The sequence below is a fragment of the Polaromonas sp. genome, from assembly GCF_036676035.1.
In the GTDB taxonomy this organism is placed as follows: Bacteria; Pseudomonadota; Gammaproteobacteria; order Burkholderiales; family Burkholderiaceae_C; genus Polaromonas.
Window position 1 is genome coordinate 68,805 of the sequence record NZ_JAKFDR010000070.1, and the last position, 15,686, is coordinate 84,490.

Consider the following 15,686-nt stretch of genomic DNA (forward strand, 5'->3'; position numbering starts at 1 on the left):
CTTCAGTGCCGGGCGACGTTGCGCCAGGCCTGGGTTTTTCTGAGCAGCACACGGGTGGCGAGTGCATACAGCAGGCACACCATCACCGAGGTCAGCACGGTCAGGCTGGCCAGCGCGGCGGCAGGGCCGATGTCGCCGGCTTCGTCAAGGTTCATGATCGCCACCGCGGCCAGGATGGTGTCGGGCGAATACAGGAACACCACGCCCGACAGCGTGGCCATGGAGACCACGAAGTAATAGCGTGCAATGTCCAGCACGGCCGGCAGGCACACCGGCAAGGTCACGCGGAAAAAGGTCTTGTAGAACGGCACCTTGAGCGAGGCCGACACCGCCTCGAACTCGTTGTCGATCTGCTTGAGCGCCGTCACCGCCGTCAAATGGCTGGAGGTATAGTAGTGCACGATCACCGACAGCACCAGGATGGTCATGGTGGAGTACAGGAAGTTCAGCGGATTGTTGGGGTGGTTGAAGAACATGATGTAGCCCAGGCCCAGCACCAGGCCCGGCACGGCCATGGACAACATGGCCAGCAGATGCATCAGCGGGCGGATCAGCTCCAGCCCGCGGGTCTTCTCGGTCAGGTAGGCGCCTATGAACACCGTGAGCGAGCCGAAAAACGCCACACACAACGCCATCTTCAGGCTGTTGGTGTAGGCCGAGGCCAGGTCGCCATCGACCAGTGCGAACTCGTAATGGCGCAGGCTCAAACTCAAATCGTAAGGCCAGAGCTTGATGAACGAGGTCCAGACCGCCATGCCCACCACCGCCAGCAGCAGGGCGCACACCAGCACGCAGTAGCCGGTCATCAGCGCATCAAAACCCCGCTGCGGTTTGGCCGCGTAGGGCACGGAGCGCGCCGACAGCTGGGCCCGCAGCTTGCGGCGCACGCGGCTGTCGATCAGGAAGGAGGCGATCGAAGGCAGCAGCAACAGCAAGCCGACCACGGCGCCGCGGCCGAAGTTCTGCTGGCCCACCACCTGCTTGAAGACATCGAGCGACAGCACGTTGAAATTGCCGCCTATGACCTTGGGCGCGCCGAAGTCGCTGATCACGTAGGTGAAGACCACGGTGGAGGCGCTGATCAGGCCGTACTTGCAGGACGGCAGCGTGATCGTGAAGAACTTGCGCACGGTCGTGGTGCCGAACGAATCGGCCGCTTCGTACAGGCGTCCGTCGGCCAGCGACAGCGCGGTCAGCAGGATCATCAGCGCATGCGGGAAGGTGTTGTAGACCTCCGACAGGATGATGCCGGGCGCGCCGTAGATCGAATTCAGTCCGATCACCTCCAGCACCGGCTTGAGCACGCCCTGGTTGCCGAACCACTGGATGAAGGCGATGGCCGACAGCAGCGAGGGTGCCAGCAGCGGGATCAGCGCAATCAGGCGGAAGGTCCCCTTGAACGGCGCGCAGCTGCGGGTCAGCGCATAGGCGAAGGTAAAGGCCAGCGGCACCGAGATCAGCACCACCACGCCGGCCACCCAGACCGAGTTCCAGGCCGAGCTCAGCAGCGCCGGGCTGCTCAGGTAGTCGACGAAGTGGGTGAAGCCGATGAAGTTGCCGTCGTTGTCCTGCACGGCCCGCACGAAGATAGCGGCCATGGGCGCCAGCAGGAACAGCACCAGGAACAGCATCACGGCAACCAGCACACCGCGCGCAATGAGGTCCTCGCGCGACAGGCTCTGGCTGCGCGCTGTCGCGGCAGGCGGTGGCAGGGAGTGCGTGGCGGTATTCATGGCCGGGCTCCTTCGGCCATCGCCGGAAACACCCGGATGCGTTCGCTGCGCAGGGCCAGGTCGATGCTTGCCCCGGCCTGCACGCCCAGGTCGTGCAGCTGGTTCAGCGAAAAGCACAGCTGCAGCGTCTGGCCTTCAAGCTCGTCAATCTGCATTTCCGCGAGACAGGAACTGCCCAGGAACTCGACCTTGCGGACCTCACCCCGAACGCGGTTCGGCTGGCCTTCGCGCTCATGGCCCACGGCCCGGTCTTCCGGGCGCAGGTACAGCCTGACCGCCTGCCCGGGCGCGTAGTCGCCGCGCTCCTCGCTGCAATGCAGCTCCAGGCGGCCGGCACGAAAGCGCCCCTGCCCGAGTGCAACGGCGGGCAATACATTGACCTTGCCCACAAAATCGGCCACGAAAGGCGTGGCCGGACGTTCGTAAATGTCGTTCGGCGTGCCGACCTGCTCGATCACACCATGGTTCATCACCACGACACGGTCGGCCATGGACAGCGCCTCTTCCTGGTCGTGCGTCACCATGATGGTGGTCACGCCCAGCTTTTGCTGCAGCCGCCGAATCTCGCCGCGCAGCCGGATGCGCTCCAGCGCGTCCAGCGCCGACAGCGGCTCGTCAAGCAGCAGCAGCCGCGGGGAGGTGGCCAGCGCGCGCGCCAGCGCGACACGCTGCTGCTGCCCGCCCGAGAGCTGGGCCGGGTACTTCTCACCCGAGGTCGGCAGGCCGACCAGCTTGAGCAGCTCGGCCACGCGCGCTGCTATCTCGGCCTTCGACTTTTTCCGGTTCACCAGGCCGTAGGCCACGTTCCCGGCAATGGTGAGATTGGGGAACAGTGCGTAGGACTGGAACACGATGCCGTAGTCGCGCTTGACCGGCGGCAGCCAGGAGATGTCGCGCTGGTTTTGCACGATGCGGCCGCTGGTCTGCGTTTCCAGGCCCGCGATGATGCGCAGCAGCGTGGTCTTGCCGCAACCCGAGGGCCCCAGCAGGCACAGCATTTCACCTTGCTTGACCTCCAGGTCTATGTGCTTGAGCACCGTGAACTTGTCGAAGCGTTTGTGCACGCTCTCGATGGCCAGTGCGATGTCTTGCTTGTGCTGCGGTGACGCGAAGCTCGCTATTTCCGTCGGTAGTCTCATGTCCATGTGGGCCCCATCGTGAAGTTGTGTGCGTGTATGCGGCGCGCAGCGCGTTCGTCCCGCTTGTCTCCTGGGTTCATTTCGCGATGCCGTCAACAAATAGTAGATTGCAAACTGAAATATGTCAACTGTTGACAATTTTCAATTCGGATGATTTAATTCAATCATCAAAAAAAGATCCGGAGCACTTTCATGAACGATTCACCCACCCTCACCCCCTTGCAGATGCTGCAGGCCAATTCGCTGCCCTCGCTGGTGCAGGCCGAGATCGAGCAAATGATCCTGCGCAGCGAGCTGGCTGTCGGAGCCCGCGTCAATGAAAGCGACCTCGCCACCCGTTTCGGCACCAGCCGCGGCCCGGTGCGCGAGGCCTTGCGCGCACTGGAAGAATGCGGCCTGGTGCGCTCGGAAAAAAACCGAGGCGTGTTCGTGCGTGAGATCTCGCTGGCCGAAGCCGACGAGATCTACGACTTGCGCGAGGCCCTGGACGAAATGATAGGCCGCCGCCTTGCGCTGCAGATCACCGCACCGCAACTGAAGGCGTTGAACGTATTGCTGGACGAGATGGACGACGCCATGGCCGGCAAGGACATCAAGCGCTACCACGGCCTGAACCTCGAATTCCACGATGCGCTGGTCGACTTTGTCGGCAACTCGCGCCTCAGCGAAACCTACCGCCGCCTGACCAAGGAGCTGCTGCTGTTCCGCCTGCGCGCCCTGGAAGAGGGGGGCGGTTTCGCTGTGTCCAATGCCGAGCACAAAACCATCATCAAGGCCATTGCCTCGCGTGACGCCGACAAGGCCGGGCGCGTGCTGCGCGCCCATGCGGCCGACAGCCGGGCCCGCATGCACAAGGCGGCCGACAAGGCCTTCATGGGTTCGGCCAGCAAGTAACCCCCCTCTCCGTCAACCCAATCCACCCTGAGGAACACCATGAAATCCGACATCACAGTTAATGACAGGCGCTACCAATGGATGGACCATCCGGTCGTGGTGGTCTGCGTGGATGGCTGCCAGTACGAGTACATCACGGCGGCGGTGGACGCGGGCGTGGCCCCCTTCCTCGGCCGGCTGCTGGCCGGGCACGGCACCTGCTACCTGGCGGACTGCGTGATTCCGAGCTTCACCAACCCGAACAACCTGTCCATCGTGACCGGCGCGCCGCCCTCGGTGCACGGCATCTGCGGCAACTACTTCTTCGACCGCGAGCGCGGCGAAGAAGTGATGATGAACGACCCGCGTTACCTGCGCGCCGGCACGATTCTGGCGGCCTTCTCCGATGCGGGCGCGAAGGTTGCGGTCGTCACCGCCAAGGACAAGCTGCGCAAGCTGCTGGGCCACCAGATGAAGGGCATCTGCTTCTCGTCGGAAAAGGCTGACCAGGTCACGCTGGCCGACAATGGCATCACCAACGTGCTGGAGATGGTCGGCATGCCCGTGCCCTCGGTGTACAGTGCGGAACTGTCTGAATTCGTGTTCGTGGCAGGGGTGAAATTGATGGAGCGCGAGCGTCCCGACCTGATGTATTTGTCCACCACCGACTACATCCAGCACAAGACGGCGCCCGGCACGACCATGGCCAACGATTTCTACGCCATGATGGACCGCAACCTGGCCCAGCTCGACCTGCTGGGTGCGACCATCGTGCTCACGGCCGACCACGGCATGAACGACAAGCACGGCGAAGACGGCCAGCCCAATGTAATCTACCTGCAGGACACGCTCGACGGCTGGCTGGGGCAAGACCGCACACGGGTCATCCTGCCGATCACCGACCCCTATGTCGTGCACCATGGCGCGCTGGGCTCGTTCGCGCTGGTCTACGTGCCCGAAGATGTCGATGCCAGCGCGCTGCGCGAGCGCATTGCCGCGCTGCCGGGCATTGAAATGGTGCTGTCGCGCCTGGAGGCCTGCGACCACTTCGAGTTGCCATTTGACCGGATTGGTGACATCGTCGTGGTATCGCGCCAGGACACGGTGATAGGCACCAACGCCGATCGCCACGACCTGTCGGGGCTCGAGGTGCCGCTGCGCTCGCATGGCGGCGTGTCGGAACAGAAAGTGCCGCTGATGGTCAATCGTCAGGTGCAGATGACCGCCACAGACCGGCGCTGGCGCAATTTCGACGCCTTCGATCTCGGACTCAATCTGGCCCGCTAACAGGAGAAATCATGTCCGCCATCCTTGCCCCCGCCAAACCCCGTTCAGTCATTCATGAGTCGCTGCGCATTGCCGGCGAAAAGGTTGCGTGCGACCGTGTGATCGAAGTGACACACCCTTACACCGGCGACGTCATCGCCACCGTGCCCAAAGCGACGCTCGACGATGTGAAGCGCGCCCTGCGCATCGCCCGCGACTACCGCTCCAAGCTGACCCGCCACGACCGCTACCGGATTTTGATGAAGGCTGGCGAGATCGTCGCGGCCCGTCGCGACGAGATCGCGCGCCTGATCACGCTCGAATCTGGCCTGTGCCTCAAAGACACGCAGTACGAAGTGGGCCGCGCCTCCGACGTGATGCTGTTCGCCGCCAACCAGGCCCTGGTCGACGACGGCCAGGTGTTCTCCTGCGACCTCACGGCCCATGGCAAGAGCCGCAAGGTCTACACGATGAAAGAGCCGCTGCTGGGCGCGATCACGGCGATCACGCCGTTCAACCACCCGCTCAACCAGGTCATTCACAAGATCGCGCCGGCCGTGGCCACCAACAACCGCGTGGTGCTCAAGCCCAGCGAGAAGACGCCGCTGGCCGCCTACCTGATCGCCGACATCCTGTACGAAGCCGGGCTGCCGCCGCAGATGCTGTCGGTGGTAACGGGCGACCCTGCGGAAATCGCCGACGAACTGCTGACCAGCCCCGATGTCGACCTAATCACCTTCACCGGCGGCGTCGCGATCGGCAAGTACATCGCCGCCAAGGCGGTCTACAAGCGCCAGATCCTCGAACTCGGCGGCAACGACCCCATCATCGTCATGGACGACGCTGACATTGAAGAAGCCGCCACGCTGGCAGCGAGCGGCTCCTACAAGAATTCGGGCCAGCGCTGCACCGCGATCAAGCGCATGCTGGTGCAGACAAGCGTAGCCGACCGCTTCGTCGAGTTGCTGGTGGAAAAAACCAGGGCCCTGAAATACGGCGACCCCTTCGATCCGGCCATGGACATGGGCACGGTGATTGACGAGCCCGCCGCGATCCATTTCGAGAAAGTCGTCAACGAAGCCATCGCCCAGGGCGCCAAGCTGCTGGTGGGCAATGTGCGGCGCGGCGCGCTGTACTCGCCCACCGTGCTCGACCATGTACGGCCCGAGATGACGGTGGTGCGGGAAGAGACCTTCGGCCCGGTGTCGCCGGTGATCCGCTTCAAGACCCTGGACGAAGCGATCCAGATCGTCAACGGCACGGCCTATGGTTTGTCCTCATCGCTGTGCACCAACCGGCTCGACATCATCACCCGCGTCGTGCAGGAGCTGCATGTGGGCAGCGTCAATGTGCGCGAAGTGCCGGGCTACCGCCTCGAGATGACGCCATTTGGCGGCATCAAGGACTCGGGCCTGGGCTACAAGGAAGGCGTGCTCGAGGCGATGAAGAGCTTTTGCAACACCAAGACCTATTCCCTGCCTTGGTAACAGGACTTGCCACCATTGATCCCCTCCCATTCACCCCAGGAGACAAGCACCATGCTGATCGGAATCCCCAAGGAAATCAAGAACCATGAATACCGCGTCGGCCTGACACCCTCGTCGGTGCGCGAGCTGACGTCGGCGGGCCATCGCGTGATCGTGGAGCGCAACGCCGGCGCCGGCATAGGCGCCACCGATACCGAATACGAACTGGCGGGTGCCGGCATCGTCCAGGGCGCCGATGAAGTGTTCGCGCGGGCCGACATGGTGGTCAAGGTCAAGGAGCCGCAAGCCCAGGAGCGCGCGCAGCTTCGGCCCGGGCAGCTGCTGTTCACCTACCTGCATTTGGCCCCCGATCCGCAGCAGTGCAAGGAGCTGGTCGACAGCGGTGCCATCTGCATCGCCTACGAAACCGTGACGCAGGCCGGCGGTGGCTTGCCGCTGCTGGCGCCGATGTCGGAAGTCGCGGGCCGCATGTCGATCCAGGCCGCGGCGCACAGCCTGGAACGAGTCCATGGCGGGCGCGGCATTCTGCTGGGCGGCGTGCCCGGCGTGGCACCGGCCAAGATCGTGATCCTGGGCGCCGGCGTCGTCGGCTCCAACGCGGCGCAAATGGCGGTGGGCACCGGTGCCCAGGTGGTCGTGATCGACCGCAGCCTGGATGCGCTGCGCCGTATGGACCGGCTGCTGGGCGCGCGCGTGACCACGTTGTTCTCCAACCGTGACAACATCGAAGAGCAGGTGCTGTCGGCCGACGCGGTGATAGGCGGTGTACTGATCCCGGGCGCCGCGGCCCCCAAGCTGGTCACGCGGGCCATGCTGTCACGCATGAAACCTGGCTCGGTGGTGGTCGACGTCGCGATCGACCAGGGCGGCTGCTTTGAAACCTCGCACGCCACCACCCACGCAGACCCGACCTATGTGGTCGACGGCGTCGTGCATTACTGCGTGGCGAACATGCCGGGCGGCGTGCCGCGCACCTCCACTTACGCGCTCAACAACGCCACCCTGCCCTTTGTGCTGGCGCTGGCGAACAAGGGCTGGCAGCAGGCGCTGAAAGACGATGCCCACCTGCGCATGGGCCTCAACGTGGCCGACGGCAAGGTGACTTGCCGGGAAGTGGCCAACGACCTGCACTACACCTACCACGACCCCCTGACCTTGCTGGGATCCTGATCCATGGAACAACGCCCCTACTGGCTGTCGCAGGCGCTCGCCGCCGAAAACGGCGGCCCCGCCCCAGCGCTGGTACGCGACACGCGCGCCCAGCTGTGCATCATCGGCGGCGGCTTCACCGGGCTGTGGACCGCCATCCTCGCGAAAAAGGCCAGGCCCGAGCTCGATGTGGTCGTGCTTGAGGCCGATGTCTGCGGCGGTGGCGCCAGCGGCCGCAACGGCGGCTGCGCGCTGACCTGGTCGACCAAGTTTTTTACGCTGCAACGCCTGTTCGGCGAAACCGAGGCGGTACGCCTGGTGCGCGCCTCCGAGCAGGCCTTGCTCGACATCGAGGCCTTCTGCCTGGAGCACGACATAGCCTGCGAATGGCGGCGCCACGGCACGCTGTTCACCGCGACCTCGCAGGCGCAGGTCGGTACCTCGGATGCCGTGGTCGCTGCACTGGAAGCCCGCGGCATCTACTCCTGGCAACGCTTGCCACAGGAAGAACTGCAACGCCGCGCCGGCTCGCACGCCCACCTCGAGGGCTGGTATTCGCCGCTGGCGGCCACGGTGCAGCCGGGCCAGCTGGTGCGCGGCCTGCGCCGGGTGGCGCTCAGCCTGGGCGTACGGCTGCATGAAAGCACGCCGATGCTGGGCCTGGAAGACGGCTCGCCCCCCGTGGTTCGCACGCCGCACGGCAAGGTAACGGCCGACCGCGTGGTGATTGCAATCAACGCCTGGATGGCCGGCAGCTTCCGCGAGTTCGAGCGCAGCATCGCCATTGTCTCCAGCGACATGGTGATCACCGAGCCGGCCGCCCAGCCGCTGGCGGCCTCGGGGCTCGATGGCGGCATCTCGGTGCTCGACTCGCGCATCTTCGTGCACTATTACCGCAGCACGGTCGATGGCCGGCTGATGTTTGGCAAGGGCGGCAACACCTTTGCCTACGGCGGGCGCATGCTGCCAGTGTTCAACCAGCCCTCGCCCTACCGCGAGGAACTGACCGGGCGGCTACGGGGCTTCATCCCGGAACTGGCCGACACGCCGATCGCCGCCAGCTGGAACGGCGCCTCCGACCGCTCGGTCACCGGCCTGCCCTTCTTCGGCTGCCTGCGCGGTCGCCCTGACGTGTTTTACGGCTTCGGCTACTCGGGCAACGGCGTCGGCCCCAGCCGCATGGGCGGCGAGCTGCTGTCCTCGCTGGCGCTGGAGCTGGACAACGAATGGACGCGCAGCCCGCTGTTCCGCGGCCCGCTCGGACGCTTCCCGCCCGAGCCAATCCGCTTTGTCGGCTCGCTGATCGTGCGCAACGCGGTGCGGCGCAAGGAAGCCGCCGAAGACCGGGGGCGCCGCCCCTTCCTGCCCGACGTGATGCTGTCGCGTTTCGCCGCCGCAGCGGGCAAGGCGGACAAAGCATGATCCGGCGCGCCAGGAGCCTGTCACTCGCGCTGGGCCTTGCGCTGCTGGGTGCGCTCCCCCTCGCCCGTGCCGCGGAAACCCCGGGAATCACCCTGGGCATCATCGCGGCGGGCGCGACCGTGGAGCAAACGCTGGAGATCTGGAAACCCTTGACGGACACACTGTCCAGGGAACTTCAAACGCCGGTGCGTGCGGTGGCATCCAAGAACTACGCGGACATTTCCACAGGCATCAAGGAGGGCAAGATTCAGGTTGCGTGGATCAACAACAAGCTGGCGGTCGAGCTGGTAGAGACCGAACAGGCGCAAATCTTTGCCCAGATGGTCAGGCTCGACAAGACCCGGGGCTACAAGTCGGTGCTGATCGTGCCGAAAAACAGCCCCATCCGCAGCGTCAGCGATGCCCTCGGCCAGGCGGGTGTCTACACCCTGGGCCTGGGCGCAAAGAACTCCACCTCAGGTTACCTGGTGCCCTACTACTACGTGTTCCAGAAGGCCAAGATCGACCCGGCGAAGCATTTCAAAAGCGTCACACATGGCACGCATCGCGAGAACTTCCTGGCAGTGGCGGAAGGCCGGGCCGACATGGGCACCAACAACACCGAAGACCTGCCCCGCTTTCAGGCCGAACTGCCCGACAAGTTCGCCCAGATCAAGGTCATCTGGGAATCGCCCCTGATCCCCAACGACCCGCTGGTCTACCGCAAGGACCTGCCGGCCGTCACGCAGCAACGCATCAGGAAGTTTTTCATCGCCTACGGCAAAACCGAGGCGGAAAAAGCCACGCTCAAAAGCATCAACGGGCTGTCAGGTTTCGTCGCCTCCTCCAATCACCAGCTGCGCCCGATTGTGGACCTGGAGCTGTTTGATGCGCTGACCAAGGCCATGGCAGGCAGCGCAAACGGCGCCGGCAGTTTCACCGGTGTTGTTGACCAGCTGACCAAACGCGCAGCCCGCCTGGACACCATGCTGAACGCCACGCGCTTTGACGCCAATTAATAAGCAACCGCTTCGGCCATCAACTCGCCAAAGCGGCGCAGGTCCACATTGCCGCCGCTGATGATCACCCCCACGCGCTGGCCCGCGATCGGCAAACCGGCCTCGCAGGTGGCCGCAAAACCGAGGCAGCCGGTGGGCTCCACGACCATCTTCATGCGCTCGGCAAAAAAGCGCATGGCCTGCACCAGCTGCGCATCGCTGACGGTCAGCACGTCATCCACATCGCGCCGTATCACCCCGAAGGTGTATTCGCCCAGGTGCTGGGTTTGCGCCCCGTCGGCAATGGTCTTGGGGGTGGGAATGGTGACAATGGCGCCGCTGCGAAACGACTGCTGGCCGTCGTTGCCGGCCTCGGGCTCCACCCCGTAGACCTTGCAGGCCGGTGACAGCGCGCGTGCCGACAGGGCCGAGCCGCTGAGCAGGCCGCCGCCGCCCAGGCACACGAACAAATAATCGAGTTCGCCCACCTCTTCAAACAGCTCCTTGGCAGCGGTGCCCTGGCCGGCGATCACGTCGGGATGGTCATAGGGCGGAATCAGCGTCATGCCGCGCGCCTGGGCAATCTCGCGCGTCAAGGCCTCGCGGTCCTGCTTGAAGCGGTCAAACAAAATCACCTCGCCGCCATAACCCCGGGTGGCGTCCACCTTGGCCTGCGGCGCGTCCAGTGGCATCAGGATCACGGCGGGAATGCCCAGCAGGCGGGCCGACAGGGCCACGGCCTGCGCATGGTTGCCGGATGAGAAGGTGACGACCCCGGCCTTGCGCTGCCCGGCGCTGAAACGGGAAAGCGCATTGAAGGCGCCGCGAAACTTGAAGGCGCCCATGCGCTGAAAGTTCTCGCACTTAAAGAATACACTGGCCTTGAGCCTGTCGTCCGCTGTGCGCGAACGCAGCACAGGCGTGCGATGGGCGTGGCCATCGAGCCGCCGGGCGGCGGCAATCACATCGTCAAAAGTGGGCAAAGTCAGCATGTTCAAGGTCCAGTTCAAAGCTAAAGTGTGTTGCAAGCAAGCTAGTCCGATTTATACAGGAAGCAACGAGGCATTCCTCACCTCCACCCCATGATCCGGCTGCTTAAAACCTTCTCCTGGCAGGAGCTGCGCTATCACCCGTGGCGCAACGCCTCGGCCGCGCTGGCCGTGATGCTGGGCGTGGCGCTGGCTTTTTCGGTGCACCTGATCAATGCCTCGGCCTTGGCCGAGTTTTCACAGGCCGTGCGCTCGGTCTCCGGGCAACCTGACCTGGAGCTGCGCGCGGTTCAGGGCAATTTTGATGAAGCGGTGTACGCGCGCGTCGCCAACCACCCCCTGGTGGCGGTAGCCAGCCCGGTGCTGGAGCTTGGCACCTACGCCAGCAGCGGCACGGCCAGGCGCGTGCCCCTGCGCATCGTGGGCGTTGATGCGCTGGTGGTGGCTTCCGTTGCCCCGGCACTGATGCCGGTACCGGTCGCCCAGGCCGACCGCTTTACATTCTTTGCGCCGGGCACGGTGTTTCTCAACGCGGCAGCGCGACAAGCGTTTGCACAAGGCAGCCTGCAGTTGCAAAGCGGCCTGCAGCTGCAGACCGTGAAAGTGGCGGGCGCCGTCAGTGCCGGCGGCAGCGCGCTGGCCGTCATGGACATCGCCGCGGCGCAAGAGCTGTTTGGCAAGATCGGCCAGCTTTCGCGCATTGATGTGCGGCTGCAGGCCGGCGCTGACCGCGCGGCTTTCATCGCCTCATTGCAATTGCCGCCCAACATCAGCGCCACCGAGCCCGGCGACGCCGCCCAGCGCGTGAGCAATCTCTCGCGCGCCTACCGCGTCAACCTCACCGTGCTGGCGCTGGTGGCGCTGTTCACCGGTGCGTTTCTGGTGTTTTCGGTGTTGTCGCTCAGCGTGGCCAAGCGGGCGCAGCAGTTTGCGCTGCTCGGCGTGCTGGGCCTGACCGGGCGGGAGCGCCTGCGCCTGGTGCTGGCTGAGTCGCTGACACTCGGTCTGCTGGGCAGCCTGGCAGGCATTGCCCTGGGGGCTGCGCTGGCCGCGCTGGCCTTGCGGCTGCTGGGCGGTGATCTGGGCGGCGGCTACTTTGCCGGTGTGGCGCCCGCGCTGCAATGGAGCCATGGCGCCGCCCTGCTGTATGGCGCGCTGGGCGTGCTGGCCGCCGGGGTGGGCGGCTGGTGGCCTGCGCGGGCCGCGCAACAACTGCCGCCGGCGCAAACCCTCAAAGGCCTGGGCAGCACGGTGGTGGCGGGTCGGGCCCACTGGATCAGTATCATTTTGATAGCTGCCGGCGCCCTGTTGGCGCTGATACCACCGGTATGGGGCATGCCGCTGGCGGCTTACGTCTCCGTGGGCCTGTTGCTGGTGGGGGGCATCACCGCCCTGCCCTGGCTGATTGCCCTGCTGTACGACCGCCTGAGTCCGCTGGTCGCACACCGCCTGCTGCCCCTGCTGTCGGTCGAGCGCGCACGGCGTCTGCGTGAAAGCGCGGCCGTGGCGGTCAGCGGTGTGGTGGCCTCGCTGAGCCTGGCGGTGGCGCTCACGGTCATGGTGACCAGCTTTCGCGGCTCGGTCACGCAATGGCTGGACGTGGTGCTGCCTGCCGACCTGTACGTGCGCGCCGCGACGCCCAGCGGCAGCACGGCAGCCAGCGACACGGTTTATTTCACACCCGAGTTTGTGCAGGCCGTGGCCCAGGTGCCGGGCGTGCAGCGCGTGAGCAGCCTGCGCCTCACCCAGCTGCTGCTGGACCCAGGCCAGCCCGCCGTGGCGCTGATCGCACGGCCCCTGGGCGACCCGGCAAGCACGCTGCCGCTGGTGGGCAGCCCGCTGCCCGTGCCTGCGGGGCAGATTGGCATTTATGTGAGCGAGCCCATGGTCGATCTCCATGGTGCACGGCCCGGCACGGTTTTTAAACCGCTTTCCACATCATTTAGCGCTCTCGCCCTTACAAAACATGCGCCAACAGCTATTGATTTAGTAGCAGAATTCTATGTGGCAGGCGTCTGGCGTGACTACGCCCGCCAGTTTGGCGCCATCGCCATGGACCAGCGCGACTTTGAGCGCCTGACCGGCGACCGCCGGGTCAATGACCTGGCGCTTTGGCTGGACAGCAGCGGCGGCGCGCGCGACAGCGAGGTGCAACAGGCGATTCGCCGCGTGGCCGAGCAGCAGTCAGGCGCAGGCGGCCTGGTTGAATTTGCCTCGCCCAGCCAGATCCGGGCGGTATCGCTCAGGATTTTTGACCGCAGCTTTGCCGTGACCTACTGGCTGCAGGCCGTCGCCATTGCGATTGGCCTGTTTGGCGTGGCCGCCAGCTTTAGCGCCCAGGTGCTGGCGCGCCGCAAGGAGTTTGGCCTGCTGGCCCACCTGGGCCTGACCCGCCGGCAAATTCTGGCGGTGGTGGCCGGTGAAGGTGCTGCGTGGACGGCCATAGGCGCCATCGCCGGCCTGGCGCTGGGTCTGGCGGTTTCCGTCGTGCTGGTGCATGTGGTCAACCCGCAGAGCTTTCACTGGACCATGGACTTGAATGTGCCCTGGGCGCGCTTGCTGGCGCTGTGCGTGGCCGTGGTGCTGGCGGGCACGGTGACAGCCTGGCTGGCGGGACGGGCGGCGGCGGGAAAAGACGCCGTACGGGCTGTCAAAGAAGACTGGTAGTCAACTCTGCTCACTGCCGTCTTGCGGCGAAAATCCCGTCATGACCTCTTTTTCAAGCGCCCCGACCCTGAGCCGCCGCCAGGTGCTGCTGGCTGGCGTGGCCGGGGCTTCAGGCGTGGCGGCTCATGTGCCCGCTCAAGCACTGCCGGCGAAAACACTGGTCTTTCCGCGCGACCGGGGTTCGCACCCCGACTTTCGCACCGAGTGGTGGTACATCACCGGGCACGCCACTTCAGGTACGCGCCCATTCGGTTTTCAGCTCACGTTTTTTCGCTCGCGGGTCGAGGGCACGCAAGGCATGGCCTCGAAATTCGCCGCCAGGCAACTGCTGTTTGCCCATGCCGCCATCACCGATGTGCAAGGCAAAAAACTCTGGCACGACCAGCGCATCGCCCGCGAAGGCTTTGACATGGCGTTTGCAAGCCAGGACGACATGCAGATCAAGCTGCGCGACTGGTCATTGCAGGCGCAAGGTGGGCGCTACACCGCAGAGCTGCCCGCCACAGACTTCGGCCTCAAGCTGCAATTCAATGAAACGCAGACCGTACTGCTGCAAGGCAAGCAAGGCTTGTCGCGCAAAGGGCCGGAAGAAAAACAGGCCAGCTACTACTACAGCCAGCCGCAACTCGCCACCACCGGCAGCCTGCAAATCAAAGGGCACCGCTTTGAAGTCACCGGCAAAGCCTGGCTAGACCATGAGTGGAGCCAGGAGTACTTGCATCCCGACGCTGCAGGCTGGGACTGGATAGGCATGAACCTCGACGACGGCAGCGCCCTCACCGCTTTCAGGCTGCGCGATAAAAGCGGCAATGCGGTGTGGGATGGCGGCTCGTTCAGGTCACCCAAGAATGAGCTCTACACCTTCAGCCGCGGTGAAGTGATTTTCAAGCCCCTGCGCAGCTGGAAAAGCCCGCTCACACAAACCACCTACCCGGTCGAATGGCTGGTGCGCACCCCGGCAGATTTTTACACCGTCAGGGCCGTGATCGACAACCAGGAACTCGACAGCCGCCAGTCCACCGGCGCGATTTACTGGGAAGGTTTGAGCGAACTGATGGACAGCAAGGGCAGACGCGTCGGCAGCGGCTACCTGGAGATGACGGGGTATGCGCAGCCGCTGCGCATGTAGCGTTTTTGGAATTGGATTTATAGCGTGCCAACGCCGCTGCTTGTGCGACCGGTTGAACCGCTGGTCAGGCCGGCTTCCTCCGGCTGAGAGCTTGTTGGATCGTTTGCAGGTCGGTCAATATCGCGTCCCCAATAAACTCCATGCTCTCCAAGGCGCGCTGCCCGGCTTGCGCATGACCAGCGCCACAGGCGTCCGTCACCACAATCGGGATGTAACCCAGGTCGGCTGCATGCCGGACCGTTGGCTCAATGCCAATCTCCGTGGCGACGCCAACGATGATGAAGGAATTGATGCCGCAATCGCGAAGCGCGATGTCCAACGGCGTGCCCTCAAACGCCGACATCGTGATCTTGTCGAAGACGACTTCGCTCGATAGCGGGCCAAGTTCCGGCACCAGCTGAAACCCCGGGGAGTCGCGCAGGAACCACGGCTTTACTTCAGCCACTGTCTTGACTCTTTGCCACGCCATCGCCATGCGCAACTGAAAGACGCCCGAGGCTTCCTTGGGCAAAGACATGTGGCGCATGAAAAACACCCGAAGTCCCGCGGCGCGCGCCGCATCCAGCACGGTCTTGACTCGTGTAACGATTTCATCCCCATTCTTGAGCTGGCGGATGATGCCCACTTGCATGTCATAGACGAGCAAGGCCGTGCGGGTCGAATCGCAGGCTTCCTCAAGGCTTTGAGGGATCTCCAAACCGTAAGCTTTCTCCACTGCGTCGTCTCCTGTCTGGGGGGTGGCCTAATGTGATACAGAGCGCAAACCTGCGGAACACCATGGCAGATCACTCATGCTCACAGCTTCCTTTTCTTCGTAACTGGTTGGTTTATATCAGCATTTCCTCGGCCAGCGTC

12 protein-coding genes are annotated in these 15,686 nt (G+C 64.5%); 8 read left to right on the forward strand and 4 right to left on the reverse strand.

Annotation, left to right across the window (positions count from 1 at the left end; translation table 11 throughout):
* Positions 1–2: 2 nt before the first annotated feature.
* Positions 3–1,733 (reverse strand): putative 2-aminoethylphosphonate ABC transporter permease subunit, encoded by a 1,731-nt coding sequence (locus V6M61_RS11870; RefSeq protein WP_332776780.1) that lies wholly within the window; start codon positions 1,731–1,733, stop codon positions 3–5.
* Positions 1,730–2,872 (reverse strand): putative 2-aminoethylphosphonate ABC transporter ATP-binding protein, encoded by a 1,143-nt coding sequence (locus V6M61_RS11875; RefSeq protein ID WP_332776796.1) that lies wholly within the window; start codon positions 2,870–2,872, stop codon positions 1,730–1,732. The genes V6M61_RS11870 and V6M61_RS11875 overlap by 4 nt, the downstream gene beginning before the upstream one ends.
* 192 nt (positions 2,873–3,064) lie before the next feature.
* Here V6M61_RS11875 and V6M61_RS11880 point away from each other — a divergent pair, with 192 nt between their 5' ends.
* Genes V6M61_RS11880 through phnD form a run of 6 tightly spaced genes read left to right on the forward strand, consistent with a single transcriptional unit; the run spans position 3,065 to position 10,067 of the window.
* A complete protein-coding gene (locus tag V6M61_RS11880) occupies positions 3,065–3,766 on the forward strand; it encodes a phosphonate utilization associated transcriptional regulator (RefSeq protein ID WP_332776781.1) in 702 nt (233 codons plus the stop codon).
* Positions 3,767–3,805: 39 nt separating this feature from the next.
* A complete protein-coding gene (phnA, locus tag V6M61_RS11885; RefSeq protein ID WP_332776782.1) occupies positions 3,806–5,032 on the forward strand; it encodes a phosphonoacetate hydrolase in 1,227 nt (408 codons plus the stop codon).
* A gap of 11 nt (positions 5,033–5,043) precedes the next feature.
* Positions 5,044–6,498, forward strand: coding sequence for a phosphonoacetaldehyde dehydrogenase (phnY, locus tag V6M61_RS11890; protein WP_332776783.1), 1,455 nt, complete (start codon positions 5,044–5,046; stop codon positions 6,496–6,498).
* Between the two features lie 51 nt (positions 6,499–6,549).
* Positions 6,550–7,668, forward strand: coding sequence for an alanine dehydrogenase (gene ald, locus V6M61_RS11895; RefSeq protein ID WP_332776784.1), 1,119 nt, complete (start codon positions 6,550–6,552; stop codon positions 7,666–7,668).
* A gap of 3 nt (positions 7,669–7,671) precedes the next feature.
* The gene (locus tag V6M61_RS11900) at positions 7,672–9,069 is read left to right on the forward strand and encodes an FAD-dependent oxidoreductase (RefSeq protein WP_332776785.1); all 1,398 of its coding nucleotides are present in this window, start codon (positions 7,672–7,674) and stop codon (positions 9,067–9,069) included.
* Positions 9,066–10,067 (forward strand): phosphate/phosphite/phosphonate ABC transporter substrate-binding protein, encoded by a 1,002-nt coding sequence (phnD, locus tag V6M61_RS11905; RefSeq protein ID WP_332776786.1) that lies wholly within the window; start codon positions 9,066–9,068, stop codon positions 10,065–10,067. Before V6M61_RS11900 ends, phnD begins: the two co-directional genes overlap by 4 nt.
* Here phnD and V6M61_RS11910 read toward each other — a convergent pair.
* Positions 10,064–11,038, reverse strand: coding sequence for a threo-3-hydroxy-L-aspartate ammonia-lyase (locus V6M61_RS11910; RefSeq protein WP_332776787.1), 975 nt, complete (start codon positions 11,036–11,038; stop codon positions 10,064–10,066). The two genes, phnD and V6M61_RS11910, sit on opposite strands and share 4 nt — an antisense overlap.
* Positions 11,039–11,128: 90 nt before the next feature.
* Between V6M61_RS11910 and V6M61_RS11915 the strand changes: the two genes are divergently transcribed.
* Both V6M61_RS11915 and V6M61_RS11920 read left to right on the forward strand, forming a co-directional pair.
* Positions 11,129–13,702, forward strand: coding sequence for an ABC transporter permease (locus V6M61_RS11915; protein ID WP_332776788.1), 2,574 nt, complete (start codon positions 11,129–11,131; stop codon positions 13,700–13,702).
* Positions 13,703–13,742: 40 nt separating this feature from the next.
* The gene (locus V6M61_RS11920) at positions 13,743–14,831 is read left to right on the forward strand and encodes a lipocalin-like domain-containing protein (protein WP_332776789.1); all 1,089 of its coding nucleotides are present in this window, start codon (positions 13,743–13,745) and stop codon (positions 14,829–14,831) included.
* Between the two features lie 64 nt (positions 14,832–14,895).
* Here V6M61_RS11920 and V6M61_RS11925 read toward each other — a convergent pair whose 3' ends face one another.
* Entirely contained in the window at positions 14,896–15,546 is a 651-nt protein-coding gene (locus V6M61_RS11925; protein WP_332776790.1) for a cysteine hydrolase family protein, read from the reverse strand.
* Positions 15,547–15,686 lie beyond the last annotated feature (140 nt).